The following is a 25,833-nucleotide window of genomic DNA, read 5'->3' as shown; positions in this document are numbered from 1 at the left end:
TGTAAAATCCGCGCATGCTTTCTGCCCCAGCTTCCGCTTTCACGATTCCCCTGCGCGTGTATTACGAAGACACCGACGCCGGCGGCATCGTCTACTACGCCAACTATCTGCGCTTTTTCGAGCGCTGCCGCACCGAATGGATGCGCAGCGCGGGCTACGGCCAGGCACAGCTGCTCGACGAACACGGCATCGGCTTCGTCGCCCGCAAGGCCAGCTGCGAATACCGCAAACCTGCCCGCCTCGATGACGAGCTTCGTATCGGCCTGAAAGTCGCCCGCCTGACCCGAGTGCGCGTCATTTTTCACCAATGGGCGCAGCGCGAGGCGCAAATCCTGGTCGATGGCCAGATCGAAATCGCCTGTGTCAGCCTCGCCACCATGAGCCCCACCCCCATTCCCGATTCCCTCTTTGCTGCGCTGGAAACCCTCACATGAACGTCTCCCAGGATCTCTCCATCCTCCACCTGATACTCGAAGCCAGCGCCGTCGTGCAGCTGGTCATGGCACTTTTGGCCGGCGTCTCCTTGATGTCGTGGTACTACATCGCCATGAAATGGTTTGCCGTCAAGCAGGCGCGCAGCAAAACCGAGCAGTTCGAGCGCGATTTCTGGTCCGGCGGCGACTTGAACAACCTCTATCAGAGCGCCGTCAACGACCGTCATCACGCCGGTTCCATGGAGCGCATTTTCGAAGCCGGTTTCCGCGAATTCACCAAGCTGCGCGGGCAAAAGAATTTCGATTCAAAAGATATCGTCGATGGTTCGCGCCGCGCCATGCGCGCCACCTATCAGCGCGAAATGGATGCCCTGGAAGCGCACCTTGCCTTTCTCGCTTCCGTCGGCTCGGTGTCGCCCTACGTCGGCCTGTTTGGCACCGTGTGGGGCATCATGCACGCCTTCCGGGGCTTGGCCAACGTCGGCCAGGCAACCTTGGCATCCGTTGCGCCAGGCATTGCCGAAGCCCTGGTCGCCACCGCCATCGGCCTGTTCGCCGCGATTCCCGCCGTGCTCGCCTACAACCGCTTTTCGCATGAAATCGACCGCATCGCCGTGCGCTACGAGTCCTTCATGGAAGAATTCTCCAATATCCTGCAACGGCAGATGAGGTAAGGCCATGCGTCAGCGTCGCCTGAAAAACGAGATCAACGTCGTCCCCTATATCGACGTCATGCTGGTGCTGCTCGTCATCTTCATGGTCGCCACGCCGATGATGACGACCGGCGCGGTCGATCTCCCCGCTGCCGGTGCTGCGCCACAAAAACCGGACAAATTCCTGCGCGTACAAATCGACAAAGAAGGCGCGCTGTCGCTTTTCGATGCCAACGGCCAGGAGCAAAAACTGGGTGACCTCAAAGCCCTGCGCCGGGCATTGGCCAGCGAACACGACAAAACCCCGGATATTCCGGTGCTGGTCGCCGGCGACAAAGATGTCGCCTACCGCAAGGTCATCGAAACCCTGGATGAAGTGAAAAAACAGGGCTACCCACGCGTCGCCCTGGAAACCTCGGTGCACTGATGGTTCAGGAGCAAACGCAAGAACCCGGCAAGGGCAAGGCCATTGCCTTCACCCTGCTGGTGCATGTGCTGCTCATTGCCGGCCTTTTCCTGGGCGTGCAATGGAAGAGCAGCGAACCGGAAGCGATGAACGTCGAACTGTGGGCACCGACACCGCAAAAAGCCACGCGCCTGCCACCGCCGCCGCCCGCCCCGGAACCGCCCAAGCCAGAACCCAAACCGGAACCGATCCCGAAAGTCGAGCCCAAACCGGAACCCAAACCCACCCCAAAACCGCCGGAAATCGTCGTCAAGGAAGAAAAAAAGAAAAAACCGGAGCCGCCAAAACCGGTGGAGAAACCCGAACCCAAGCCACAGCCCAAACCGGAACCCAAACCTGAGCCAAAACCGGAACCCAAACCCAAATCCGATCCTTTCAAGGAAATGCTGGAACGGGAAAATCGTGACCGCCAGTCCACCAGCGAGCAAAACCGTCTGGCCGCCTTGGCCGAAAAGGAGCAACGCGCCGCCGCCAACCGCCGTGGCCTGGAAAGTTACGCCGCCAAAATCCGCGCCAAAATCCGTGGCAACATCGTCTTGCCCCCCGGCATTTCCGGCAACCCGGAAGCCATTTTCGAGCTCAATCAACTGCCCGGTGGCGATGTCCTCTCCGTGCGGCTGAAACGCTCCAGCGGCACCCCGGCGCTGGATGAAGCGATCGAGCGGGCCATCAAAAAATCCTCACCCTTGCCGCCCCCGGACGATCCGGCGCAATTTCAACGCAATCTGGAAATCAAATACCGTCCCCACGACGAGTAAGATAGCGCCTGTTTTACAGAAAATGACCGCAATGACACTTTTCCCCCGCCGCAGTTTTCTCACCCGCAGCCTGCTTTGTGGCTTGCTCATCAGCCCCTTGGCCCAAGCCCAGCTTTCCATCGAAATCACCGGGGCGGGTGCCAATCGCATTCCGGTTGCCATTGCCGATTTTGCCGGCGAGCCCGCCTTGTCGCGTATCGTCACCGGCACCGTGCGTAGCGATTTGGAACGCAGCGGCCTGTTCAAAATGGTCGATCCCGGAGGCAGCGTACTCGACGAGAACGCCAGCATCGATTACGCCGCCTGGAAGGCCCGCGATACCGATGCGCTCGCCACCGGTAGCCTCGCACGCAGCAGCGATGGCCGCGTCGAAACCCGTTTTCGTCTGCACGACACACAAAAAGCCGATAGTCTGGGCGGCGCGATTTACCTGACGCAAAGCAACCAGCTGCGCATGGCTGGCCACCGCGTCGCCGATTTCATCTACGAAAAACTGACCGGCGAGCGCGGCGTGTTTTCTACCCGCATCGCCTATGTCGTCAAGGCGCGCGGTCAGTATCATCTGCAAATCGCCGATGCGGACGGACAAAACCCGGCGACCGCGCTCAGTTCCTCCGAGCCCATCATTTCTCCAACCTGGTCCCCGGACGGTGGGCGCCTGGCCTATGTCTCCTTCGAGAAGAAAAAACCCATCATCATCGTGCACGCACTCAGCACGGGCGAGCGCAAGGTCGTCGCCAACTTCAAGGGCTCCAACTCGGCCCCCGCCTGGTCGCCGGATGGGCAAAAACTTGCCGTAGTACTTTCCAAAGACGGCAATTCCCAGCTCTACACGGTCAATACCAACGGCAGCGGCGGCCTGCAGCGCTTGTCGCAATCTGCCGGTATCGACACCGAACCGCGCTATTCCGCCGACGGTTCCAGCATCTATTTCACCTCCGATCGCGGCGGTAGCCCGCAGATCTACCGCGTCGCTGCGCAAGGCGGCGGCGCGCAACGCGTCACCTTCGACGGGGCCTACAACGTTTCGCCCCGGCCCTCACCGGATGGCAAGAGCCTGGCCTTCATCACCCGCCGCGAAGGCCGTTTTCAGCTCGCGGTGATGGATCTGGCCAGCAATCAGGTCCAAGTTTTGACCGATTCGTCGCGCGACGAATCACCCAGTTTCGCGCCCAATAGCCGGATGATTCTGTTTGCCACAGAAATTGGCGGGCGCGGTGTGTTATCGGCCGTTTCCATCGACGGCCGCATCAAGCAACGCCTTTCCATTGCCGCGGGCGACGTGCGCGAACCGGCATGGGGGCCTTTTCTGAAGTAAATCGAGTCTCTGGAGTATCCCAACATGAAAAAACTATTATCGATCCTGTGTTTGTCCGCCATTCTGGCCGCCTGCAGCAACACCCCCGTCCCTGAAGGCAACGGCGCGCCGGTGGAAAGCCGTGGCGGCAGCGGCGGCGAAGTTAAAACCGTGGTTGCCGGCGACCTCGACGCCAGCGGCCTGCCGCGCGAGCTGACCGATCCCAAGAGCCAGCTCGCCCAGCGCAGCATTTACTTTGACGTCGACCGCTACGACATCAAGAGTGACTATCAGGCCCTGGTCTCGGCACACGCCAAATACCTCAACGCCAACCGCGGCTTCAAGGTCTTGATTCAAGGCAACACCGACGAAAGCGGCAGCCGTGAATACAACCTCTCCCTCGGGCAAAAGCGCGCCGATGCAGTAAAACGCGCACTCGTCTTGCTCGGTGTCAAGGAAGAGCAGGTCGAATCGGTCAGCCTGGGCGAAGAAAAACCCAAAAACCCGGGTCATGACGCGGCAGCCTATGCTGAAAACCGTCGCGCCGACATCCTTTACCGCGCCCCTGACGGCCGCGGCGAGTTCTAAAGATGCGCGCCCGCCTGCTCCCCTCAGCCCCCCTGCTCTGCCTTCTCAGCGCCCTGGCCGCCCAACCGGCCTGGGCTTTGTTCGACGACAAAGAAGCGCGTCAGTGGATCAGCGACCTCAAGATCAAGAGCGAAGCACGCTTTGACCAGCAGGCCAAAGCGCAACTCGACTTGGCCGGGCAAATCCAGCACCAGGCAGAAGAAATCGCCCGCCTGCGCGGCCAGATCGAAACGCTGACTTACGAACTGGAGCAGGCGCGCAAACGCCAGCAAGATTTTTACCTCGATCTGGACAGCCGCCTGCGCCGCCTCGAACCGCAAAATGCAGCACCTGTAAGCGCCGGCGAAAATCCCGGTTCCCCGGCGGCCACCCAGGCTGCACCGGGTGCCGAAAGCGCAGAATACGATGCTGCACTCGAGCTATTCAAAAGCAGCAAATACCCCGCTGCGGCCAAGGCCTTCAAAACCTTCGTCGAACAACACCCGGACAGCGCACTGGCCCCGAACGCCCAGTTCTGGCTGGGTAATTCCTGGTATGCCCAGCGTAATTGCACCAAAGCCATCGAGGCGCAAAGCTTTGTCCTCTCGCGCTATCCGCACAGCGACAAAGCGCCCGATGCGCTGCTCGCGATTGCCACCTGCCAGCAAGATCTGGGCAACCCGAAGGGGGCCAATCAGTCCTGGCAACAGCTCCTGGAAAAATACCCCAACACGCCCGCCGCCGATAAAGCACGTGAGCGCCTGAAAAAGAAATAAAACACGCATTTTGAAGCTGCACCTGACCGAGATTTTCTATTCTCTGCAAGGAGAAGCCGCGCGCGTCGGCCTACCTACGGTTTTCATCCGCCTGAGCGGCTGCCCTCTGCGCTGCACCTGGTGCGACACGCCCTACAGCTTTAGCGGCGGCGAACCCTGGACGATAGACGAGATTCTTGCCGAAATCGCCCGCTATCCCACGCGCCAGGTTTGTGTCACCGGCGGTGAGCCGCTCGCCCAAAAAGCCTGTCTGCCGCTCTTGCAAGCGCTGTGCGAGGCCGGCCATGAGGTTTGCCTGGAAACCTCCGGCGCCCTCGATATCCGCAATGTCGATGCCCGCGTCTCCCGCATCATGGACCTGAAAGCACCGGCTTCCGGCGAATCTGAGCGCAATTTGTGGGCCAATCTCGAGTTCCTCACCCCGCGCGATGAGCTCAAGATCATCATCGCCAATCGCAGCGATTACGACTGGGCCTGCCAAAAACTACAGGAACACCAGCTCGCCGCACGCTGTCCGGTACTTTTCTCCCCCGCACAAAGCAGCCAGGAGGCCCGCCAACTCGCCGAATGGATCCTCGCCGATGGCCTGCCGGTGCGCTTCCAGCTGCAACTGCATAAACTACTTTGGGGTAACATGCAGGGAAAATAAGCTCTGGAGACACCACCATGGATCAAAATCGCCGCCAATTCACCCGCATCAGTTTTCGCAGCCCCGCCCGCCTCATCCTGCCCGACGGCGTGCATACGGTCGACATTTCCGACCTCTCGCTCAAGGGTGCCCTGGTGCGCCCAAGTGCCCCCCTGAACAGCCCCATCGGCACCCAGGGCGTTTTGCGCGTACAACTTGACGACGGCACCACCGAAATCCGCATGGGCATCGCCATTGCTCACCACGAGAACGACCTCTACGGCCTTGCCTGCCGCGAAATCGACATCGACAGCGTCACCCACCTGCGCCGTCTGGTCACTCTCAATGCAGGCGACGATGCCTTGCTGACGCGGGAAATCGCCCTTTTATCCACCTCCTGAGCCCACGCCGTCCACCTTGACGCTACTACGGGGGCTCCCTAAGATGCGCCGTTTCCTGAAACTTTGCGCCGTTTCCACCCAAACTGCCTGCCGTAACCGTGTCCAAACCAACTCTAGACTCACTTTACGCCCTCATTGAAGCCGATATGGCTGCCGTCGATGCAGTCATTCGCCAACAGCTCCACTCCGACGTCGTTCTCATCCGCCAGGTCGCCGAATACATCATTCACAGTGGCGGCAAACGCATGCGTCCGGCCCTGGTCCTGCTCGCCGCCGGTGCCGTAGGCTTCCAAGGCGACGAAAAACACCAGCTGGCGGCGGTCGTCGAATTCATTCACACCGCAACCTTGCTGCACGATGACGTGGTCGATGAATCCGACCTGCGCCGGGGACGGAAAACCGCCAATGCCGCCTTCGGCAACGCCGCCAGCGTATTGGTCGGCGATTTTCTCTACACCCGCGCCTTTCAGATGATGGTCGCAGTCGATGACATGCGGGTCATGCAGATTTTAGCCAACGCCACCAACATCATTGCCGAAGGCGAAGTGCTGCAGCTGATGAATTGTCACGATGCCGACGTCGATGAAGCGCGCTACCTGCAAGTCATCCGCTATAAAACTGCCAAACTTTTTGAAGCCGCCAGCCAACTCGGCGCCCTGCTCGGCAAAGTCGACAGCCGCACAGAAAATGCGCTCGCCGCCTATGGCATGCACCTGGGCACAGCCTTCCAGCTGATCGACGATGTGCTCGACTATTCAGGCCAGGAAGTCGCCACCGGCAAACATCTGGGCGACGATCTGGCCGAAGGCAAGCCCACCCTGCCGCTGATCTACGTCATGCAACACGGCAACCCGGAAGAAGCTGCCTGCGTGCGCCAGGCCATCGAAAACGGCGGACGCGACGATTTCCCTGCCGTTCTGGCTGCCATTCAGCACAGCGGTGCCCTGCAACACGCCCGCCGCTGTGCCGAAAACGAAGCCGCTCTGGCAAGAGCAGCAATTTCAGCGCTAGGGGATTCAGTTTACAAAAAAGCTCTGGTAGAATTGTCAGTCTTAGCTGTTGAGCGAAACACCTGATTCACTCAAGCACAGCGGAGTGTAGCTCAGCCTGGTAGAGCACTGCGTTCGGGACGCAGGGGCCGGAGGTTCGAATCCTCTCACTCCGACCAAAGAATCAACCCCTTTGATCTCAAAGGGGTTTTTTCTTTTCTGGCTCCCGTTTTCCATCCGTTTCTTACACCTTAAAACATATGCTGGCGTAAAACCGGGAAGCTCAGTCTGAAATCTGGCCTTTATTTGCCGCCCTTGGCTCGCCGCTCCTGCGCAATCAACTTGTCGGCGACAGCCAGTTGTTGCTCGAACTGCAGGCTGCCGACCAAGTATTTACCATTCACCGCCAGCGCAGGCACGCCTTCGATTTTGTAAGCATGGGCAAGCTGATCGCCACGGCGGACTTTGCTTTGTACGCCAAAGGAAGAAAATGCCTCGGCAAATTTGGCGGCATCGACACCTTGCGCCGCCACCCAGGATTTAATGCTCTTTTCTTCAAAAAGATTGTTGCGCTCTTTGTGAATTGCCTGAAACACCTTGTCTTCCAGGCGTTTCAGGTCGCCCGTGGTCTGCAGTGCGTAAAATAGTTTGGCGGCATTGCCCCAGGCGGCGCGACCAAAGCTCACGGGGACTTTTTTCAGCACCACGTCGCCCGGCAGTTTCTCGGCCCACAGGGTCAATAGCGGATTGAAGTCGGCACAATGGGGGCAGCCGTAGCTAAAAAACTCCAGTACTTCGATCTTGCCGGCATCTTCAGTCGGCTGTGCCGGCTTGAGCAAAACGAACTCTTGCGCAGCGGCCTGTGCCCAAGCCAGCGGGCTGGCACTGGCTGCGCCCAAGGCCAGGGCAGTAGCGAGAAAATGGCGACGATCACGATCTGGACTGTACATACAAGACTCCTGCGGCGGTTATTTGGCGAGTTGGGTTTCAATCCCGGATTTGGCCAGACTGGCCCGGGTTTGGTTCAAGGCATCGAGCTGGAAGTAAGGGCCGATGCGCACGCGGAACCAGGTGCGCTCTTCAATCATCACTTGCTGCACGTTGGATTCAAAGCCCATCAGGGCAAGCTTGGCTTTTTGATTGTCCGCATCTTGCGCCGTACTGAACGAACCGGCTTGCAAAAAAAGCGGCGAGCGGCTTTCCTTGCTTTCCTTTTGCTCGGTGGTTTTCGCCGGTTTTTCTGCGCTTGCCGTGCTGCCGGGTTTATCCGGCACGGCATCGGCTTTGCCCGGCAAAATATCGTAGAACTGGAAGCGCTTTTCCGGTGCCGGGTCGCCCGGTTTGCCCGGGAGCGATTTGGGCGCTTCTCCGGCCGGCGGCAAGCCATTGCGTGTTTCGTTGTTTTGCACACTCGGGTTGAAGGGCAGGGGGGCTTTGTTGATGTACCAGACCACGCCGGCAGCAATGCACACACCCAGCACCAGGCCGATGAACATGCCGACCAAGGTGCCGCCGCCGGATTTTTTTTGCGGGGCCGTTTTACGCGGTTTCATGTCGCGGCTCATGTTTTTCCTTTACATGCTTTCCGGGCAGGAAACGCCCAAGATGCTCAGGCCATTGCGAATCACCTGGCGCGTTGCGCCGGCCAAGGCCAGGCGTGCCAGACAAACGGCGGCATCATCGACCAATATGCGCTCTGCGTTGTACCAGGCGTGAAATTCGCCGGCCAGATCCTTCAGATAGAAGGCCAGCGAATGCGGCGCGAGATCGCGCGCAGCGGCTTCGATCACCTCCGGAAATTGACCGAGGAGATTGGCCAAGGCCTGTTCGCGCGGGTGATCCAGGCGTGAATAGTCCGCCTCCAGCCAATCGCTGGCAGCGCCAGACCATTGTTTGAGCACCGAAGCAATGCGCGCATGGGCGTACTGGATGTAATACACCGGGTTTTCATTGCTCTGGCTCTTGGCGAGATCGAGGTCGAAATCCAGGTGTTGATCGGATTTGCGCAGGGCGTAAAAGAAGCGGCAGGCATCGTTACCGACCTCGCCGCGCAATTCGCGCAACGTCACGAATTCGCCAGACCGCGTAGACATCGAGGCTTTTTGTCCGTTGCGGTAGAGCACGGCAAACTGCACCAGCGCCACTTGCAATTTTTCGGCAGATAAGCCCAGCGCCTTCACCGCACCGGCGACCCGGGGGATGTAACCGTGGTGGTCGGCCCCCCAGATGTTGATGATTTTGTCGAAACCGCGCTCGAATTTATTGAGGTGATAGGCAATGTCGGAAGCAAAATAGGTGTACAAACCGTTTTCGCGCTGCACGACCCGGTCTTTTTCGTCGCCAAAGGCGGTTGAGCGGAACCATTTCGCCCCATTTTGCAGGTAGATATGGCCTTTTTCTTCCAGCAAATTGACGCAGCGCGCCACCAAACCGGTGTCGAACAGGGCTTTTTCCGAGAACCAGACGTCGAATTCAACCCCAAATTCCTGCAAATCGCTGCGGCAGTCTTCCAGCTGCTCGCTCAGCGCGTGTTGGTGCACATAGTGCCAATCTTCGCCCAGCAGGTCTTTGGCGCGAGCAATCAGGGCGTCGAGATGGGCTTCGCGCTGTGCCTTGGCTTCATCGTCGGCGCGCTCGGAGGCCGGCAGACCGGGGGTGCCGGCCAGAAGCTCGGCGGCGCTGCGCCGGTATTTGCTGCCGTGTGCGTGTTGCAACTGCTCGGCCATGCGGCGCACGTAGTCGCCTTGATAGCCGTTGGGCGGAAAAGGCAGGCTTTCGCCGAGAAGCTCGAGATAACGCAGCCAGGTCGATAGGCCAAGAATATCCATTTGACGCCCGGCATCATTGACATAGTACTCGCGCGTTACGTCCCAGCCGGCAAAGCTGAGCAGATTGGATAGGGAGGCACCATAGGCCGCACCACGTCCGTGTCCGACGTGCAGAGGGCCGGTCGGGTTGGCAGAAACGAATTCGATTTGAATTTTTTGTGCGCCCCCCAGACGGGAGCGGCCAAAATCGCCGGCCTGCTTGAGCGCCGCCTGTACGGATTCGGTTTTGGTGCTTGTCGCCAGGCGAAAATTGATGAAGCCGGCCCCGGCAATTTCCGCCCCCAGGATGCGCGGTGAGGCGGGCAACTCGGCGAGGAGTTGCTGGGCAATGTCACGCGGATTTTTTTTCAGGGTTTTTGCCAGCAGCATCGCCAGATTGGTCGCAAAATCGCCATGCGCAGGATCGCGCGGGCGTTCTATTTGGACGGGAATCGTGCTTGCGGGTGCGATGCTGTCGCGGGCTTGGGTGAGCAGGGCAATCAGCTCGGTTTTGACATCGTGGGCCATGGTTTGGCGAAGGAAAATAACAAAGGCGGCATTATACGCTGGCGCGCCGCAGCAAAATGTGAGCAATGGTAAGCAAAGCAAGGACAGAGCTTTTGCCGCGTGCTAGCATCTTTGTTTTTTCAGCCGCCCTGCCCGGGTTTTTGCAATGCGCCTTTTCCGCTTGCTCAAAATTGCAACTGTCGCCAGCCGCTTTGGTTTGGATCAGATGGTCTTGGAGCACGAGCCCAGCGGGCGTTTGATGCGCCTGGCCAATGCCTTGCAGTTCTGGCGACGCTTGCAGACACCGCGTGCTGAGCGCCTGCGCCTGGCGCTGGAAACCCTGGGGCCGATTTTCGTTAAATTTGGCCAGGTTTTATCCACCCGTCGTGACCTGATGCCGACGGACATCGCCGACGAACTGGCCAAGCTACAAGATCGCGTACCGCCTTTTGATTCCGCCCTGGCCTTGGCAGAAATCGAAAAGGCCTACGGCCGCCCAGCGCACGAGGTGTTTGCTGAATTCGATCCGCAGCCGGTCGCTTCCGCCTCCATCGCCCAGGTGCATTTTGCGCGTTTGCGCCCGGAGGATGGCGGGCACGAGGTGGCGGTCAAGATTCTGCGCCCCGACATGCGCGCCGTCATCGAACACGATCTCGCCTTGATGGATAACGGCGCATTGCTGCTGGAAAAACTCTGGGCCGATGGCAAACGCCTGCGCCCGCGCGAAGTGGTGGCGGAGTTCGCCAAATATCTGCGCGATGAACTCGACCTCATGCGTGAAGCGGCCAATGCCTCGCAGCTACGCCGTAATTTCACCGATTCGCCGCTACTCATCGTGCCGGAGGTGTATTGGGATTTTTGCACCTCGACCGTGATGGTGATGGAGCGCATGCACGGCATCCCCATCTCGCAAACCGAGCGTTTGCAGGGGGCCAATATCGATTTGAAAAAACTCTCTGCCGCCGGTGTGGAAATTTTTTTCACACAGGTTTTTCGTGATGGTTTTTTCCATGCCGACATGCACCCGGGCAATATTTTTGTTGCCGCCGACGGGCGCTACATCGCGCTTGATTTTGGTATCGTCGGCACCCTGACGGATCGCGACAAAAATTACCTGGCACAAAATTTTCTTGCCTTCTTTCGCCGTGATTACAAGCGCGTGGCCGAAGCCCACATCGAGTCGGGCTGGGCTCCGAAAGACACGCGGGCGGACGAATTCGAGGCGGCGATTCGTGCCGTTTGCGAACCGATTTTTGACCGCCCCCTGAAAGACATTTCCTTTGGCAAGGTTTTGCTGCGTCTCTTTCAAACTTCGCGCCGCTTTAGCGTGGAAATCCAGCCGCAGCTCGTCATGCTGCAAAAAACCCTGCTCAACATCGAAGGTTTGGGACGCCAGCTCGATCCCGAGCTTGATTTGTGGCAAACCGCCAAGCCCTTTCTCGAACGCTGGATGAGCGAACAGGTCGGGTGGCGCGGCATCTGGCGCAATTTGCGCCACGAAGCTCCTCATCTGGCGCGCATTCTGCCGCAACTGCCGCGCCTCGTGCACCAACAGCTCAGCTACCCGCCGCGCGCCGACCTGCACGCTGAGTTGCTTGCCTTGCGCCTGGCGCAAAGCCGCCAAAACCGCCGCTTGGGCCTGATCGCACTTTTACTGGCGCTGATCGCCGGCGCACTGATTTACCCCCTTATCCCCCAGTTCTGACCCTGACGTCAAACTCATTGACATGACCGACATCAACGAACTCATTACGCAATTCCAAGAAGAAGACGTGATCGACTGGCTCGGCGAAGAGTGCGTCAAAAAAGCCCGCCCGTATGTCGATCTGATCCAAAACATCGATCTTGACGAATTCCGGATTTCCGCGCAGGTGCCCGGTTCGGCGCGCCAAGCCTATCGCACGAGCATTACCTTTATTCATTTGGCCGGCACCAATAATTTGCTCACCACCTGCACCTGCCCAGTGCGGCACGGCTGCAAGCACGTCGCCGCCACCTTGTTGCGCAGCATTGCCGAGCGCAGCCCGGAAGTGCGGGTCAGCCACAGCGTACTGTCCTGGGTGGAAGATTTGCGTCGTGCCTCGCAAGCCGTGGCCAAGAAAAAAGCCCGCGCCCCCAGTGCGCGCACCAGTTTGTTTTATGTCTTGCACAGCTCGCCGGATGGTCGGGAATTCGGCATTTCCATGCGCAAAGGTAAACGTGCGGACAAGGCAGAAGAGTGGTGGAGCATCGAGCGGGCCTTGTTGAATACACCGCAGTTCGTGCAAGAAGACGATCTACCCATTTTGCATCACCTGTGGAGCGCGCGTAACCAGCCCAGCGGCTTGCGCGCCTATGGTCTGGGGGATAAACAGGCGGGCGAGATGCTGGCGCGCATCGTTGCCAGTGGGCGTTTGTATTTCGAAAATGAGCTGGACATTCCCTTGCGCGAAGGCGCAGAGCGTATCGGCAGCCTGGGTTGGATGGTCGATCGGCGCGGTTTTCAGCGCCCGCACCTACGTGCCGATACGCCAAGCACGCTGGTTTTATTCAGCAACCCGCCGTACTACGTCGACCGCGATGAAAGCGAAGTTGGGCCTTTGCGCATCGATGCAGAGCCGAGCCTGATCAAACGCCTATTCGAATTGCCGCCGCTTTCGGACAAAGAAGCCGCCCTCGTTGCCGAGGCGCTTTCCGAGCTGGCTCCGGCCATGCCCTTGCCGGTCGAAAAAGCCAGCGACCGCTTGCGCAAAATCGACCAAGCCTTGCAGCCCTGCCTCTATCTCGACACCCTGCAAACCCACGGCAACCGGGCCTGGCGGGACTATCCCTACAGCTACGGCGGCAACTCTTTTGACTACGCCCAGGTGCACTTTCGTTATGGCGAGGCAGAGATCACGCCGGGTGACAAAAGCCAATTCGTCAGCCTGCCCGAAGGTGAAACCGTGACCGTGGTGCGCCGTCAAGACGATGAAACCCGGGCGATGGCAGCGCTGCAAAAATGCGGTTTCATGGAAGTGCCGTCCTACACTTTGAACACCTTTGGTTCGCCGCCGCCGAGCATATACGGCTTACGGCAGGAAAACGCCTGGCCAGAATTCATGAAAAATAGCCTCGCAAAGCTGAAAGAAACCGGTTGGCAGGTTGAATTTGCCGGCGATTTTCGTCACTACGCCATCGAAATCGAAAGCTGGGATGCCGAACTGACGGAAACCGGCGACGGCTGGTTCGATCTCGATATGGGGGTGGTCGTCGAAGGCCAGCGCCTGCCGCTGGCACCGCTGCTCGCCGCCTTGTTCCGCCGCGATTCGCGCTGGCTCGACAGCATCGACCTGAGCACGATTGCTGACGAAGAAGAAGTCATTTTGCTGACCCCGGGCGGACAGCAGCTCAAAGTGGCCGCCGGGCGGATCAAGCCGCTGGCGGCGACCTTGATCGATCTTTTCGATGGTTTTTCTGGCGGCGATACCCTGCGTCTTTCCCGCTTCGACGCGCCGCGCCTGTCCGAGCTGACCGATACCAGCCGCTGGGATTTTCGCGGCCAGGGCGACGTGCTGGCGCTTGCCGAGCGCCTGCAAGCCGCGCAAGGCATCACCGACATTGCCGCGCCGCAGGGTTTACAACTGGAATTGCGCGCCTACCAAAAAGAAGGGCTCGCCTGGTTGCAGTTTCTGCGCGAACATCAGCTCTCCGGTATTCTTGCCGACGACATGGGGCTGGGTAAAACGGCGCAGACATTGGCGCACCTTTTGCTCGAAAAAGAAAGCGGTCGCCTGGATCGCCCGGCCTTGATCGTTTTACCAACCTCCTTGATTTTCAACTGGAAGCGCGAAGCCGAACGCTTTGCCCCGGATTTGCGCGTACTTTCCCTGCACGGCCCCCAACGCAAGGAAAAATTTGCAAAAATCGCCGCGCATGACGTCGTGCTTACCACCTATCCGCTGCTCTGGCGCGACATCGATACCCTGATGGCGCAGGATTACCACCTGCTCATTCTCGACGAGGCACAAACGGTAAAGAACGTTGCCAGCCGCAGCGCCGAGGCGGTGCGCCAGATCAATACCCGGCATCGCCTGTGCCTGACGGGAACGCCGCTGGAAAACCATCTGGGCGAGTTGTGGAGCCAGTTTGATTTTCTTTTGCCGGGCTTTCTCGGATCAGGCAAGGCCTTTACCAAGTACTGGCGTACGCCGATTGAAAAATACGCCGACAGTGAGCGCCGCCAGCTTCTGGCGCGGCGCATCCGCCCCTTCATCTTGCGCCGTAAAAAAGAAGATGTTGCCAAGGAATTGCCGCCCAAAACGGTGATCGTGCGTAGCGTCGAGCTCGAAGGCGGGCAGCGTGATTTATATGAAACCGTACGCTCGGCCATGGACGCCAAGGTGCGCGACGAAATCGCCCAGCGCGGTTTTGCCCGCAGCCAGATCGTCATTCTCGATGCGCTGTTGAAGCTGCGGCAGGTCTGCTGCGACCCCCGCCTGGTCAAAAGCGCTGCGGCGCGTAAGGTCAAAGAACGTGCCAAGCTCGACTTACTGATGGAAATGCTCCCCGAGTTGGTTGAGGAAGGGCGGCGCATTCTGGTCTTCTCGCAGTTCACCAGCATGCTCGCCTTGATCGAAGAAGAGCTCAATGAGGCCGGCTTGGCTTACAGCCGTCTGGCCGGTGATACGGTTGACCGGGAAACCCCCATCCGCCGTTTCCAAGAAGGCGAAGTACCGATTTTCCTGATCAGCCTGAAAGCTGGCGGCGTCGGCCTGAATCTGACGGCAGCCGACACCGTGGTGCATTACGACCCGTGGTGGAATCCGGCGGTAGAAAACCAGGCCACCGATCGCGCGCACCGCCTGGGACAAGACAAACCGGTGTTCGTCTACAAACTGATCGTTTCTGGCAGCATCGAGGAAAAAATCATCGCCCTGCAAGAACGCAAGGCCGAACTCGCCGCCGGGATTTTGTCGGAAGACCATTCGGTCGATGTCAAGTTCGGCAACGACGATCTGGCCGCCCTGTTCGCTCCGCTGCCCGATTAATCTGCTATTTCAGGCGTAGTTGCCAGAGCCCTCCAGTAGGTGCAACAAGCCGCGCAGCGCATGTGCCGTGGCTTGTTCACGAACCGCCTGCCGCCCACCTGAAAAATGGCGTGTTTGCGCAGCGCAACCAGCGGCGCGCCCGGCCCAGGCGAAACAAACCGTGCCCACGGGTTTTTCGGGACTGCCGCCGCTGGGGCCGGCAATACCGGTAATTGCCACCGACCAGTCCGCTGGACTATGCGCCAGCACGCCTTCGGCCATCGCCTTGGCCACTGCTTCGGAGACGGCACCGTGTTGTAACACTAACGTTTGCGCTACGCCCAGCATCTCGGTTTTGGCCGCGTTTGAATAGGTAATGAAACCGCGCTCGAACCAGGCCGAAGCGCCTGCGATTTCCGTCATTGCCTGCCCCAAAGCCCCGCCGGTGCAGGATTCCGCCACTGCTACGCAGTCATTGCGCAGCATTAAAACCTGCCCGAGACGCTCGGCCAAGCGTGATAGATTTTCCATAAGCAACATCCCGATGCACTAGGGCGACATTTTGTTACAGAAGAAGACGAAAAGCTGACAGACGGGCGCGCTGCAAAACCCTAAACTGCAAGGGCATTGAACCCCTCCTCTCGAATTCCCCCATTCGAGAATTTCAACCCCGCCACCCTCCGGCGGGGTTTTTTTCGGCCTTTTTTCCGGCGCAAGCTCTTGCGCTGGTGCGTCTGATTTTTGTCAATTATAAGCGAGCCGTTATAATTGGCGGCTTACTCAATCCCCTGACCTACTACTTACGGAGCTTCAACATGGCCGAACAAAACGCATCCGGAAAGATCATGTGGGCGACGATTATCGTTGCCGTCGTGCTCACCGTCATCATTTATGCGCTGACCAATAAATCCTTTGATTCGGCCGCCAACAGCGGAGCCGGTGCGGACGAAGCCGAGCTGCGCATTCAGCCCGTCGCCCAGTTCGAGCTGGCCAAAGCCGATGCCGCTGCCGAAGCCAGCGGCCCGAAAGATGGCCCGACCGTCTATAACAGCGTTTGCGGTGCCTGCCATAACACCGGCGTTGCCGGCGCGCCGAAGATCGACGCCAAGGCGGAATGGGCGCCGCGTCTGGGCCAGGGCGAGGCCGCCCTGCTCGCCAGCGTCATCAACGGCAAGGGGGCGATGCCCCCCAAGGGCGGTGCGACAGCGCTGTCTGACGATGAAATCAAGGGCGCACTCGATCACATTCTGGAAAAAATCAAATAAAGCGCAACTGATGCGCCAAGACCCAGGGGGCTGCGGCCCCCTTTTTTGTCTGTAAAAAAAGTGCGCAGACCCCCCGCTCTCAGGTTTTACCCGCAAGCAAGGCTTTCAAAGCGCCCAGGCGTGCGTTGCCCGTGGCCTTGTCGGGCAGGGCGGCCTGCTTGCCGCCGCTAAAGCGCAATTCGTCGCCCATTTCGGCAATAAAGCGCGAAATTTCTACGGGGATGGTTTCTCGCCCCTGTTTGCGCTTTTCGCAATAACTGATGTGCAAGGAGCGTTGCGCGCGCGTGATGCCAACGTACATCAGGCGGCGCTCTTCCTGTAATTTGGCGGGATCGAGCGATTCGCGGTGCGGCAAAATGCCTTCTTCCACGCCGACAAGAAAAACATGCGCGTATTCCAAACCTTTCGCCGCGTGCAAGGTGGAGAGTTGAACGGCATCGATCTCGTCGCTATTTTGTTTGTCGAGCAGATTGATCAGGGCAATGCTTTGCACCAGATCGATCAGGGTTTTGCCTTCTTCCGCTCCTTTTTTGTTGATCCACTCGGCAAATTCACACACATTTGCCCAGCGATTACGGGCGCTGCGCTCTTCTTCGCTGTCGTAGAGGTAGGTTTCATAATCGATGGCCTGCAACAGATCAGGCAAAACCTGCTGCGCCGGCTCAGAGGCCGCGCGCGTTTGCAAACGTTCGATGAATTGACAAAATTCGCGCAAAACGTCCACCTGGCGCGCTGCGGCGCGTTGAGCAAAACCTTCTTCCATCGCCGCATGAAAAAGCGAAATATGGCGCTCGCCAGCGTATTCGCCAAGCACTTGCAAGCTTGCCGCGCCAATGCCGCGCTTGGGCGTCGTTGCTGCGCGGATGAAGGCCGGATCATCGTCCAGATTGGCCAAAAGACGTAAATAGGCCAGCAAATCCTTGATTTCTGCCTTGTCAAAAAAGGATTGCCCACCAGAGAGTAAATAGGGGATTTTCTGGTTGCGCAGTTGAGTTTCCAGCAGTCGTGCCTGATGGTTGGAGCGGTAAAGAATCGCGTAATCCCGGTATTTTGCGCGTTGCTCGAAACGGTGCGCCTGCAGTTTCATCACCACGCTTTCGGCTTCATTTTCGTTATCGCGGTAAGCGCTCACTTGCACCTGCTCACCGTGGCCCAGTTCGGACCACAGGGTTTTCTCGAAGAGTTTTTCATTGTGCGCGATGACGTTGTTGGCCGCTTTGAGAATGCGCACGGTAGAGCGGTAGTTTTGCTCGAGTTTGATGACTTTCAGGCGCAGAAATTCGTCCGGCAGTTTTTTCAAGTTGGCGATGTCCGCCCCGCGCCAACCGTAGATGGCCTGATCGTCGTCACCCACCGCGGTGAATTGTTGGCGCACGCCGGTCAGTTGTTTGAGCAGCTGATATTGGCAGGCGTTGGTGTCTTGGTACTCATCGATCAATAAATAGCGCAGGCGATTTTGCCACTTCTCGACAATATCCGGATGCTGGGCGAACAACTGCACCGGCAGACCGATCAAATCATCGAAATCGACCGCCTGGTAGCTTTTCAAGGTGGCTTCGTAACTTAGATAAGCGGCGGCGGCGAGGCTTTCCTGAGCATTGCTGGCCTGCTGGCGTGCCGCCTCCGGGCTGATCAAGGCGTTTTTCCAGTTGGAAATCAGGGATTGCAGATGGCGCAGGGTCGATTTGTCGATGGTTTTTGCGCAATCGGCAATGATGCCGGCGCAGTCGGCGGCATCGAAGATGGAAAAGCGCGGTTTGTAACCCAGCGCGCGCGCTTCTTCACGCAAAATGCGCACGCCCAGCGAGTGAAAGGTCGAAATCTGTACTTCCGCTGCTTGCGCTGCGGGCAGCAACTTGCCTACCCGCTCCTGCATTTCGCGCGCTGCCTTGTTGGTGAAGGTGATGGCAGCAATGTTGCGCGGCTGCAGGCCGCAAGCGGTGACCAGATGCGCGATTTTCTGCGTAATCACCCGCGTTTTGCCCGAACCGGCCCCGGCCAAGACCAGTAAAGGGCCGTCGAGGTAATGAATGGCAGCGCGTTGCTGAGGGTTGAGTCCGTGCATGGCAAAAAATAGGGGGCGATAAAAAGCAAACCCGGCACTCGGGCCGGGCAAAGGATTTTACTGCAAGCGCTGGCTCAGATGCTCTCGTCGATCTGCCCTGGCCGACGACCACGGGTATCCATGGCGCGCAAGAGTTGATGGAAATTGCGCTGTTCAAGCAATTCGCCCGCCAGCTGCCGGGCTTCCTGCTGGCGGCGCTCCATCCCCTGGTAAGGGCCGAGCGCTTTCGGATCGATCAGGGCCAATTCCTGCTGCAGTGAGCGCTCACGCTCGTTGCTGGCCCCTTCGGCCGCCTCGACGCGACGTACTGCTTGCGCTTGCGCCAGCAAGGCCCGCCCGGTGGCTTCGGGGCTGTGCTGTTGTGTCGTCGAAACGAGTCGGGATGTTTTCATGACCGGACCTCCTGGCCCGGTCTACGTCTATTTCAGAGAAAAACTTTAATTCGTTCAATGAATTAGAGCGCGCCAAAGACCTTTTTCAAGATCGCGCTACCGGCCTCCAGCGGATTGCTGCGCAGTTTTTTCTCTTCTTCAGCAATCATCAGAAACAGCCCGTCCATCGCCTTTTGCGTCACGTAGCTGTCGATGTCGGCGTCTTTTTTGTCGATCAGCCCCATGCCCGCGGCCTTGCCAGCAAAATTATTGTATTGCTCGGCCAGCTGTAATTTAGCCGTGGCGGTTTTGACGATAGGCATGAATTTTGTCGCCAGCTGCTCGCTCGACGAACGCTGAAAATATTGCGTCACGCTGTCGTCGCCGCCGGTAAGAATGGCTTTGGCATCCTGCAGGGTCATTTTACGGATCGCGTCGGAAAGAATCGGCATTGCCTCGGCCACGGCGTTTTCGGCGGCATGGTTCATGGTGTCGACCAGTTGGTCGGCCTGTTTCCCCATGCCGAACATGCGTAAACCTTTTTCTGCTTTTTGCAGATAGCCGGGCAGTGGGATTTTCACCTTGGCATTACCAAGAAAACCATTGCTCTGCCCCAGGGAAGAAACGGCAAATTGCGCGCCTTTGGCGAGCGCTTCGCGCACACCGGAACCGGCATCGGCATTACTGATGCTTTCCAGTCCGGCCTGCGCCTGGGTGAAGGCAAAAACAGCGAGCAAGGGCAAAACAGCGCGAATGATACGGTGCAGCATGGGGGTTTCCTTTGGGAGTTAAGTGCAGGCTTAAACGATGTCGAGATGGCCAATGCCGGCGGTCAAATCGCGGCCTTGGGATTCTTTGGCATTGAGCTTGATCTGCAGGCGCAGATCGTTCAACGAATCGGCATTGCGCAGGGCATCTTCGTAGCTGATACGGCCGCTGTCGTAGAGATCGAACAGCGCCTGGTCGAAAGTCTGCATGCCCAATTCGCGCGATTTTTTCATGATTTCCTTGATTTCATGGACTTCGCCCTTGAAGATCAGGTCGGAAATGAGCGGCGAATTCAACAGGATTTCAATCGCAGGCAAACGCCCTTTGCCGTCTTTTTTCGGCAGCAGGCGTTGCGACACCAAGCCGCGCAAATTCAGCGACAAATCCATCAAAAGTTGATGCCGGCGCTCTTCGGGGAAGAAGTTGATAATCCGGTCAATCGCCTGGTTGGTGCTGTTGGCGTGCAGGGTGGCGAGTGCGAGGTGGCCGGTTTCGGCAAAGGCAATGGCGTAATCCATAGTGTCGCGGTCACGGATTTCACCCATCAAAATCACATCCGGCGCTTGGCGCAAGGTGTTTTTCAGCGCTGGCCCCCAGTCGTCCGTGTCCACACCGACTTCGCGCTGGGTAACGATGCAGTTTTTATGCTCATGCACGTATTCGATCGGGTCTTCGATAGTGATGATGTGGCCGAAGGAATTTTCGTTGCGGTAATCGACGAGCGCTGCAAGCGAGGTGGTTTTGCCGGTGCCGGTGCCGCCGACGAAAATAATCAGGCCGCGCTTGGTCATGGCCAGATCTTTCAGCACCGGCGGTAGCCCCAACTCATCGAGAGTCGGAATGCTCATGTTGATGGTGCGGCAAACCAGTGCCACGCGCCCTTGCTGGATCAGCGCATTGGCACGGAAACGCCCGATGCCGGAGGGCGAAATGGCGAAATTACATTCGCGGGTGGCCTCGAATTCGGAAGCCTGCCGGTCATTCATGATGGCGCGGGCCAGTTCGGCGGTGTGCTGCGAATTGAGAATTTGATTGGAGACCGGAGTGATTTTTCCGTCCACCTTGATGGCGGGCGGGAAGCCTGCGGTAATAAACAGGTCAGAGCCGCGCTTTTGCGTCATCAGACGCAAAAGATCGTGCATGAATTTCATCGCCTGATCGCGTTCCATGGTGTTTTTCCTAAGTGATGTGGACGGCCCGGATCACGCCGGGAAAGCGTCTTTGTTGGCGGCGCGCAGGCGGGCTTCGTTACTGGAGACGATATTGCGGCGCACCATGTCGACGAGGCATTGATCCAAGGTCTGCATGCCCATGGCCTGGCCGGTCTGGATCGAGGAATACATCTGCGCCACCTTGTTTTCGCGGATCAGGTTGCGGATGGCCGGGGTGCCGATCATGATTTCATGCGCCGCCGCGCGGCCTTGGCCGTCCTTGGTTTTGAGCAGGGTTTGCGAGATGACGGCGCGCAAGGATTCAGAAAGCATGGCGCGCACCATGTCTTTTTCTTCCGCCGGAAACACGTCGACCACGCGGTCGATGGTCTTTGCCGCCGATGAAGTGTGCAAGGTGCCAAAAACCAAGTGGCCGGTTTCCGCGGCGGTCAGCGCAAGACGGATGGTTTCCAGATCGCGCAACTCGCCGACCAGGATCACATCCGGGTCTTCACGCAGCGCCGAGCGCAGGGCGTTCGAGAAGGAGAGCGTCTGCGGCCCGACCTCGCGCTGGTTGATCAGGCATTTTTTCGATTCATGCACGAATTCGATCGGGTCCTCGATGGTGAGAATGTGCGCGTAGTTGTTTTCATTGACGTGGTTCACCATCGCCGCCAGAGTGGTCGATTTGCCCGAACCGGTCGGGCCGGTGACGAGTACGATGCCGCGCGGATATTCAGCAATTTCGCGGAAGATTTTTGGGCAATTCAACTCTTCCAGAGTCAGCACCTTGGTCGGAATGGTACGAAATACCGCCGCCGCGCCGCGCTGTTGATTGAAGGCATTGACGCGAAAACGCGCCAGATTGGGAATTTCAAAAGAAAAGTCGCACTCCAGGGTTTCTTCAAAAACCTTGCGCTGCCCGTCGTTCATGATGTCGTACACCATGCCGTGCACGTCTTTATGCTCCATCGGCGGCAGATTGATGCGGCGCACGTCACCATGCACGCGGATCATCGGCGGCAGGCCGGAGGAGAGGTGAAGGTCAGATGCCTTGTTCTTGACGCTAAAAGCCAGCAGTTCAGTGATGTCCATGCAAAGATTCCCCGATTACGTGCGTGTGGCGCGGTTGTGCCTACCGCGGTTGTGTATACTTTTCGCCGGAGCAAAATTCCCGATGGATTATGAGTGCAATCGCTGACAAGCTGCAAGCCGTACACCGACGCATCGCTGCCGCCGCGCAGGCGGCAGGCCGCGCGCCGGAAGACGTCCGCCTGCTCGCCGTCAGCAAAAGCCAGTCGCTCAGTGCAATCGAAGCCGCAATTGCTGCCGGACAAACCGATTTCGCCGAAAATTATGTACAGGAAGCTTTGGAGAAATGCGCCGCACTCAAATCCAATGGCATTTTAACATGGCATTTCATCGGCCCTTTGCAGAGCAATAAAAGTCGCGCCATTGCCGAGCATTTCGCCTGGGTGCACAGCATCGACCGTTTGCGTCTGGCGCAGCGCTTGTCCGAGCAGCGCCCGGCAGCCCTGCCGCCTTTGCAAGTTTGCGTGCAAGTCAATATTTCGGGCGAAGCGAGTAAAAGCGGCTGCGCACCGGATCTGGCACAGGCTTTGTGTGTCGCCGTGGCCGCCTTGCCGGGCTTGCAACTGCGCGGTTTAATGGCGATTCCCGCCGCCAGCGCCGACCGGCAGAAACAAGCGAATGCTTTTCGCACCCTGCGCCTGCTCGCGCAAACGATTCATGAACGTACCGCTTTACCGCTCGATACCCTGTCGATGGGCATGAGCGATGATCTCGAAGCCGCGATTGCCGAAGGAGCCACGATGGTGCGTATCGGCAGCGCAATTTTTGGTGAAAGAAAAGCACGATGAAACTTCTTTTCCTGGGCGGGGGCAACATGGCCTATGCCTTGATCGGTGGCCTGTTGAAAACCGGCCTGAGCGCGGGCGATATTCACGTGGTCGACCCGGTTGCCGAAGTGCGCCTACGGCTGCAGGCGCAGTTTGGCGTCGCTTGTTTTGCCTGTGCAGAAGAGACCGCTGAAACGCCCGATGTCGTATTGCTGGCGGTCAAACCGCAGCAGATGCAGGGCGCACTCGCGCCTTGGCGCTCGCGTCTGGGCGATAGTCTGGTCATCAGCATTGCTGCCGGCATCGATCTTGCCACCCTGAGTCGTTGGCTCGATGGGCATCAGCGCCTGGTGCGTGTCATGCCCAACACGCCGGCGCTCGTCGGTGCCGGTATCAGCGGCTGCTGCGCGACCCCGGCGGTCGATGCTGCCGCCCGCGCCCTGACCGATCGCCTCTTGCAAAGCGTGGGGGCGACGCTCTGGGTGGCGGACGAAAAACATATCGATGCCGTCACCGCCATTTCCGGCAGCGGCCCGGCCTATGTTTTCCTCTTCATCGAAGCCTTGCAGCACGCCGCGCAAGAACTTGGGCTGACGCCAGAACAGGGCCGCCAGCTGGCGCTGGCAACGGTACAGGGCGCCGGCGCTTTGGCTGCGGCCAGCGATGAAAGCGTCAGCGTTTTGCGCGAGCGCGTCACCTCCAAAGGCGGCACCACGGCGGCTGCCCTCGAGGTCATGCGCGCGCGGGAAGTGCCGCAAGGCATCATTGCCGGCTGCCATGCGGCGGCCGCACGCAGTGAGGAACTCGGACGATTGCTGGGGGCTGTCTAATGCAGGCGATTTCTTTTCTTTTTGATGCAATTGCCGGGTTTTTCAGCGTTCTTTTGATCCTGCGTTTTCTCATGCAATGGCTGCGCGTGTCGTTTTCCGGTCAACTGGGCAGCTTTGTCGCCAGCACCACCAACTGGGCCGTCAAACCTTTGCGCCGCCTGATTCCTGGCTGGCGCGGCCTGGATTGGGCGAGTTTACTGGCGGCGGTTTTGCTGCAACTCGCCTTGCACGCGCTATTGCTGCTTTTACTCGGGGGGGGCGAGCTCATTGCGCTGAATCCGCTGAGCCTGTTGCTGCTTGCGCTGCGCGCGCTACTGCGCCTGGGCATCTATGTTTTTATCGGTGCGCTCATCCTGCAAGCGGTTTTATCCTGGGTAAACCCATATTCGCCGCTCGCTGCGCCGGTGCAGCAGCTGACCCGCCCCTTGTTGGCCCCTTTGCAGCGCATCGTTCCGGTGATTTCGGGCATCGATTTGTCGCTTTTGGTGGCGATTTTGCTCCTACAGATGCTCTTGATCTACGTTTGATGCCTCTTGAGCTTGCGCTTGCGCCAAACAAGCGCTGAAAAACCTTAAGCGGCCAGCAAACCGCGCATTTTCTGCAGGGCTTTGGTTTCGATCTGGCGAATCCGTTCTGCGGAAACGCCAAACTCTGCCGCCAGCTCATGCAAGGTTGCCGCTTCGCCTTCGGCCAGCCAGCGCGCTTCGACGATGCGCCGACTGCGCGCATCCAGCCCTGCCAGCGCGCCATATAAACCTTCTTGTTGCAAGTGCGCAGCGGCCTTGTTTTCCAGCATGCGCACCGGCTCGTAGCGCGCATCAGCCAGATAATCGATGGGTGCGAAGGCTTCCTCGCCGTCATCCGGGCTGCCCTCCAGCGCCAGATCGCGGCCGGTGAGGCGGGTTTCCATTTCCACGACTTCTTCGGCCTTGACCCCCAGGCGTTGTGCGACTTCCTCAGCCTGCTGCACAGACAGCGTATCGACGCCTTCGTACTCGGCCTTCAGGCTGCGCAGATTGAAAAACAGCTTGCGCTGGGCCTTGGTCGTTGCCACTTTCACCAAGCGCCAGTTCTTCAGGATGTACTCGTGAATTTCTGCTTTGATCCAGTGCATGGCGAAAGATACCAGCCGCACACCGCGTGCCGGATCAAAGCGTTTGACGGCCTTCATCAGGCCAATATTGCCTTCCTGGATCAAATCCGCGTGCGCCAGGCCGTAACCCAGATACCCCCGGGCGATAGAAATCACCAGGCGCAGATGCGACAAGACCAGTTCGCGCGCGGCATCGACATCGCCATGTGCGCGCAGCCGCTCTGCCAGCTCGCGTTCTTTTTCCTCGCTCAGCAAGGGATAGCGATTGGCGGTCTGGATATAGGCCTCCAGATTGCCTGCCGCCAGTGGCATAGGCAGAGACATGGACAGCGAGGACGAGGCGGTGTGGGTCATGGCAAGAATCCTCCAGCAACGGACAGGTGATTTTAGCACTCACCGACTTCGAGTGCTAATTCCGCCGCAAAGTTTCCGCCACACGTTGAGCTTCTCTCGGTTTTACGCCTGCCAGGAAGAGGCAACACTTCGCTTAGAAACCCAAGCTCAGGTACGTCCGGTGAGACAAACTGCTAGCGAACCTGGCGTAGACGTTTGGAGCGCAATGCCTTGCACAGCTCTTGAAAGAAGTCTGAAGCGCTCGCTCTAATCGAATGATCAGCAAATTGTGTGAAAGGTGTTTCCGAGAGATTCACTTCCACAGTCAAGGCTCCTGAGTTGCCAGCCAGCAGTGCTAAACCAGCAGCTGGCTGGACTACCCCTGAAGTTCCAACGGCAAAGAAGATGTCAGCTGATTTGCTCGACTCCTCAGCAAGTTCGAATAGCATCTCGTTGAGAGCTTCCCCAAACCAGACAACATTTGGTCGAGTGCGGCCGCCGCAAACTGGACATAGGCGAGGAGAGTCATCTGTCCAAGCGGCAGCGTAACCACACTCTCGGCTGCAAACAATTTGCCTCGTCGTGCCATGAATCTCTAGCACCCAGCTACTTCCGGCTTCTTGGTGAAAACCATCGATGTTTTGAGTAATTACCTGGACCTTGGCAGGCTGAAGCAGCATTTCCAGCAGTGCAATCCCATCATGACCAAGATTGGGTTTTGCGCTAGAGAACAGCTTTCGCATGTCGTCATGAGCTTCCCTCGGTTTTTCGTCTGCCAAAGGATGGGTTTCATGCTACCAGTTTTTCCTGATCTTGGCGGCTGATCC

Annotated in this window: 27 protein-coding genes and 1 tRNA gene; 17 read left to right on the top strand and 11 right to left on the bottom strand. The window is 58.5% G+C overall.

Annotation, left to right across the window (positions count from 1 at the left end):
* Window positions 1-14: 14 nt before the first annotated feature.
* The 11 genes from ybgC to ACM62Q_RS04005 all read left to right on the top strand — a co-directional run bounded on the left by ybgC (window position 15) and on the right by ACM62Q_RS04005 (window position 7,148).
* A complete protein-coding gene (gene ybgC / locus ACM62Q_RS04055) occupies window positions 15-434 on the top strand; it encodes a tol-pal system-associated acyl-CoA thioesterase (protein ID WP_415033847.1) in 420 nt (139 codons plus the stop codon).
* Window positions 431-1,108, top strand: a complete 678-nt coding sequence (tolQ, locus tag ACM62Q_RS04050; RefSeq protein WP_415033845.1) for a protein TolQ — start codon at window positions 431-433, stop codon at window positions 1,106-1,108. Before ybgC ends, tolQ begins: the two co-directional genes overlap by 4 nt.
* A gap of 4 nt (window positions 1,109-1,112) precedes the next feature.
* Window positions 1,113-1,514: a protein TolR gene (tolR, locus tag ACM62Q_RS04045; RefSeq protein WP_415033843.1), complete on the top strand. Its 402-nt coding sequence runs from the start codon at window positions 1,113-1,115 to the stop codon at window positions 1,512-1,514.
* The gene (locus ACM62Q_RS04040) at window positions 1,514-2,311 is read left to right on the top strand and encodes an energy transducer TonB (protein WP_415033841.1); all 798 of its coding nucleotides are present in this window, start codon (window positions 1,514-1,516) and stop codon (window positions 2,309-2,311) included. Before tolR ends, ACM62Q_RS04040 begins: the two co-directional genes overlap by 1 nt.
* Before the next feature lie 31 nt (window positions 2,312-2,342).
* Window positions 2,343-3,629, top strand: a complete 1,287-nt coding sequence (gene tolB / locus ACM62Q_RS04035; RefSeq protein ID WP_415033839.1) for a Tol-Pal system beta propeller repeat protein TolB — start codon at window positions 2,343-2,345, stop codon at window positions 3,627-3,629.
* 24 nt (window positions 3,630-3,653) lie between these two features.
* Window positions 3,654-4,196: a peptidoglycan-associated lipoprotein Pal gene (gene pal / locus ACM62Q_RS04030; protein WP_415033837.1), complete on the top strand. Its 543-nt coding sequence runs from the start codon at window positions 3,654-3,656 to the stop codon at window positions 4,194-4,196.
* Window positions 4,197-4,198: 2 nt separating this feature from the next.
* Window positions 4,199-4,951 (top strand): tol-pal system protein YbgF, encoded by a 753-nt coding sequence (gene ybgF / locus ACM62Q_RS04025; protein WP_415033835.1) that lies wholly within the window; start codon window positions 4,199-4,201, stop codon window positions 4,949-4,951.
* Window positions 4,952-4,961: 10 nt separating this feature from the next.
* On the top strand, window positions 4,962-5,600 hold the full coding sequence (gene queE / locus ACM62Q_RS04020; RefSeq protein ID WP_415033833.1) for a 7-carboxy-7-deazaguanine synthase QueE: 639 nt from the start codon (window positions 4,962-4,964) through the stop codon (window positions 5,598-5,600).
* A 17-nt stretch (window positions 5,601-5,617) separates the two neighbouring features.
* Window positions 5,618-5,980, top strand: a complete 363-nt coding sequence (locus ACM62Q_RS04015; protein ID WP_415033831.1) for a PilZ domain-containing protein — start codon at window positions 5,618-5,620, stop codon at window positions 5,978-5,980.
* Between the two features lie 98 nt (window positions 5,981-6,078).
* Window positions 6,079-7,056 (top strand): octaprenyl diphosphate synthase, encoded by a 978-nt coding sequence (ispB, locus tag ACM62Q_RS04010; RefSeq protein ID WP_415033829.1) that lies wholly within the window; start codon window positions 6,079-6,081, stop codon window positions 7,054-7,056.
* Window positions 7,057-7,071: 15 nt separating this feature from the next.
* A tRNA-Pro gene (locus ACM62Q_RS04005) sits at window positions 7,072-7,148 on the top strand.
* Window positions 7,149-7,271: 123 nt separating this feature from the next.
* Here the strand turns inward: ACM62Q_RS04005 and ACM62Q_RS04000 are convergent.
* Genes ACM62Q_RS04000 through argS form a run of 3 tightly spaced genes read right to left on the bottom strand, consistent with a single transcriptional unit; the run spans window position 7,272 to window position 10,304 of the window.
* Window positions 7,272-7,919 (bottom strand): thiol:disulfide interchange protein DsbA/DsbL, encoded by a 648-nt coding sequence (locus tag ACM62Q_RS04000; protein ID WP_415033827.1) that lies wholly within the window; start codon window positions 7,917-7,919, stop codon window positions 7,272-7,274.
* Between the two features lie 18 nt (window positions 7,920-7,937).
* Entirely contained in the window at window positions 7,938-8,534 is a 597-nt protein-coding gene (locus ACM62Q_RS03995) for an SPOR domain-containing protein (protein WP_415033825.1), read from the bottom strand.
* Between the two features lie 9 nt (window positions 8,535-8,543).
* Entirely contained in the window at window positions 8,544-10,304 is a 1,761-nt protein-coding gene (gene argS, locus ACM62Q_RS03990; RefSeq protein ID WP_415033823.1) for an arginine--tRNA ligase, read from the bottom strand.
* Window positions 10,305-10,449: 145 nt separating this feature from the next.
* Between argS and ubiB the strand changes: the two genes are divergently transcribed.
* Entirely contained in the window at window positions 10,450-11,988 is a 1,539-nt protein-coding gene (gene ubiB, locus ACM62Q_RS03985; protein ID WP_415033821.1) for a ubiquinone biosynthesis regulatory protein kinase UbiB, read from the top strand.
* 22 nt (window positions 11,989-12,010) lie between these two features.
* Window positions 12,011-15,292: an SNF2-related protein gene (locus ACM62Q_RS03980; RefSeq protein WP_415033819.1), complete on the top strand. Its 3,282-nt coding sequence runs from the start codon at window positions 12,011-12,013 to the stop codon at window positions 15,290-15,292.
* Window positions 15,293-15,301: 9 nt separating this feature from the next.
* Here ACM62Q_RS03980 and ACM62Q_RS03975 read toward each other — a convergent pair whose 3' ends face one another.
* Complete coding sequence (locus ACM62Q_RS03975) at window positions 15,302-15,802, bottom strand: CinA family protein (RefSeq protein WP_415033817.1); 501 nt, start codon at window positions 15,800-15,802, stop codon at window positions 15,302-15,304.
* 284 nt (window positions 15,803-16,086) lie between these two features.
* Here ACM62Q_RS03975 and ACM62Q_RS03970 point away from each other — a divergent pair, with 284 nt between their 5' ends.
* Window positions 16,087-16,536 (top strand): c-type cytochrome, encoded by a 450-nt coding sequence (locus ACM62Q_RS03970; RefSeq protein WP_415033815.1) that lies wholly within the window; start codon window positions 16,087-16,089, stop codon window positions 16,534-16,536.
* 79 nt (window positions 16,537-16,615) lie between these two features.
* On the opposite strand, the gene ACM62Q_RS03965 is transcribed toward ACM62Q_RS03970, so the two are convergent.
* From ACM62Q_RS03965 to ACM62Q_RS03945, 5 genes are all read right to left on the bottom strand, one after another.
* Window positions 16,616-18,601, bottom strand: a complete 1,986-nt coding sequence (locus ACM62Q_RS03965) for a UvrD-helicase domain-containing protein (RefSeq protein ID WP_415033813.1) — start codon at window positions 18,599-18,601, stop codon at window positions 16,616-16,618.
* Window positions 18,602-18,675: 74 nt separating this feature from the next.
* Window positions 18,676-18,993, bottom strand: a complete 318-nt coding sequence (locus tag ACM62Q_RS03960; protein WP_415033811.1) for a hypothetical protein — start codon at window positions 18,991-18,993, stop codon at window positions 18,676-18,678.
* A 62-nt stretch (window positions 18,994-19,055) separates the two neighbouring features.
* Window positions 19,056-19,742, bottom strand: a complete 687-nt coding sequence (locus tag ACM62Q_RS03955) for a DUF4197 domain-containing protein (protein ID WP_415033809.1) — start codon at window positions 19,740-19,742, stop codon at window positions 19,056-19,058.
* 30 nt (window positions 19,743-19,772) lie between these two features.
* Window positions 19,773-20,909 carry a PilT/PilU family type 4a pilus ATPase gene (locus tag ACM62Q_RS03950; protein ID WP_415033807.1) on the bottom strand — a complete coding sequence of 379 codons (1,137 nt, stop codon included), beginning with the start codon at window positions 20,907-20,909 and terminating at the stop codon, window positions 19,773-19,775.
* Window positions 20,910-20,942: 33 nt separating this feature from the next.
* Window positions 20,943-21,986 (bottom strand): type IV pilus twitching motility protein PilT, encoded by a 1,044-nt coding sequence (locus ACM62Q_RS03945; RefSeq protein WP_415033805.1) that lies wholly within the window; start codon window positions 21,984-21,986, stop codon window positions 20,943-20,945.
* A gap of 89 nt (window positions 21,987-22,075) precedes the next feature.
* Here ACM62Q_RS03945 and ACM62Q_RS03940 point away from each other — a divergent pair, with 89 nt between their 5' ends.
* From ACM62Q_RS03940 to ACM62Q_RS03930, 3 genes are read left to right on the top strand one after another with little or no spacing between them, the layout of a single operon-like run.
* Window positions 22,076-22,771 carry a YggS family pyridoxal phosphate-dependent enzyme gene (locus tag ACM62Q_RS03940; protein ID WP_415033803.1) on the top strand — a complete coding sequence of 232 codons (696 nt, stop codon included), beginning with the start codon at window positions 22,076-22,078 and terminating at the stop codon, window positions 22,769-22,771.
* Window positions 22,768-23,580 (top strand): pyrroline-5-carboxylate reductase, encoded by an 813-nt coding sequence (gene proC / locus ACM62Q_RS03935; RefSeq protein WP_415033801.1) that lies wholly within the window; start codon window positions 22,768-22,770, stop codon window positions 23,578-23,580. Before ACM62Q_RS03940 ends, proC begins: the two co-directional genes overlap by 4 nt.
* Window positions 23,580-24,107, top strand: coding sequence for a YggT family protein (locus ACM62Q_RS03930; RefSeq protein WP_415033799.1), 528 nt, complete (start codon window positions 23,580-23,582; stop codon window positions 24,105-24,107). The genes proC and ACM62Q_RS03930 overlap by 1 nt, the downstream gene beginning before the upstream one ends.
* A gap of 44 nt (window positions 24,108-24,151) precedes the next feature.
* On the opposite strand, the gene rpoH is transcribed toward ACM62Q_RS03930, so the two are convergent.
* On the bottom strand, window positions 24,152-25,027 hold the full coding sequence (gene rpoH / locus ACM62Q_RS03925) for an RNA polymerase sigma factor RpoH (protein WP_415033797.1): 876 nt from the start codon (window positions 25,025-25,027) through the stop codon (window positions 24,152-24,154).
* Window positions 25,028-25,200: 173 nt separating this feature from the next.
* Window positions 25,201-25,785, bottom strand: a complete 585-nt coding sequence (locus ACM62Q_RS03920; protein WP_415033795.1) for a Sir2 family NAD-dependent protein deacetylase — start codon at window positions 25,783-25,785, stop codon at window positions 25,201-25,203.
* Between the last annotated feature and the right edge of the window lie 48 nt (window positions 25,786-25,833).

The organism is Azonexus sp. (assembly GCF_047638095.1).
In the GTDB taxonomy this organism is placed as follows: Bacteria; Pseudomonadota; Gammaproteobacteria; order Burkholderiales; family Rhodocyclaceae; genus Azonexus.
Note: the sequence above shows the minus strand (reverse complement) of the source record. Positions and strands in the feature narration are given on the sequence as shown.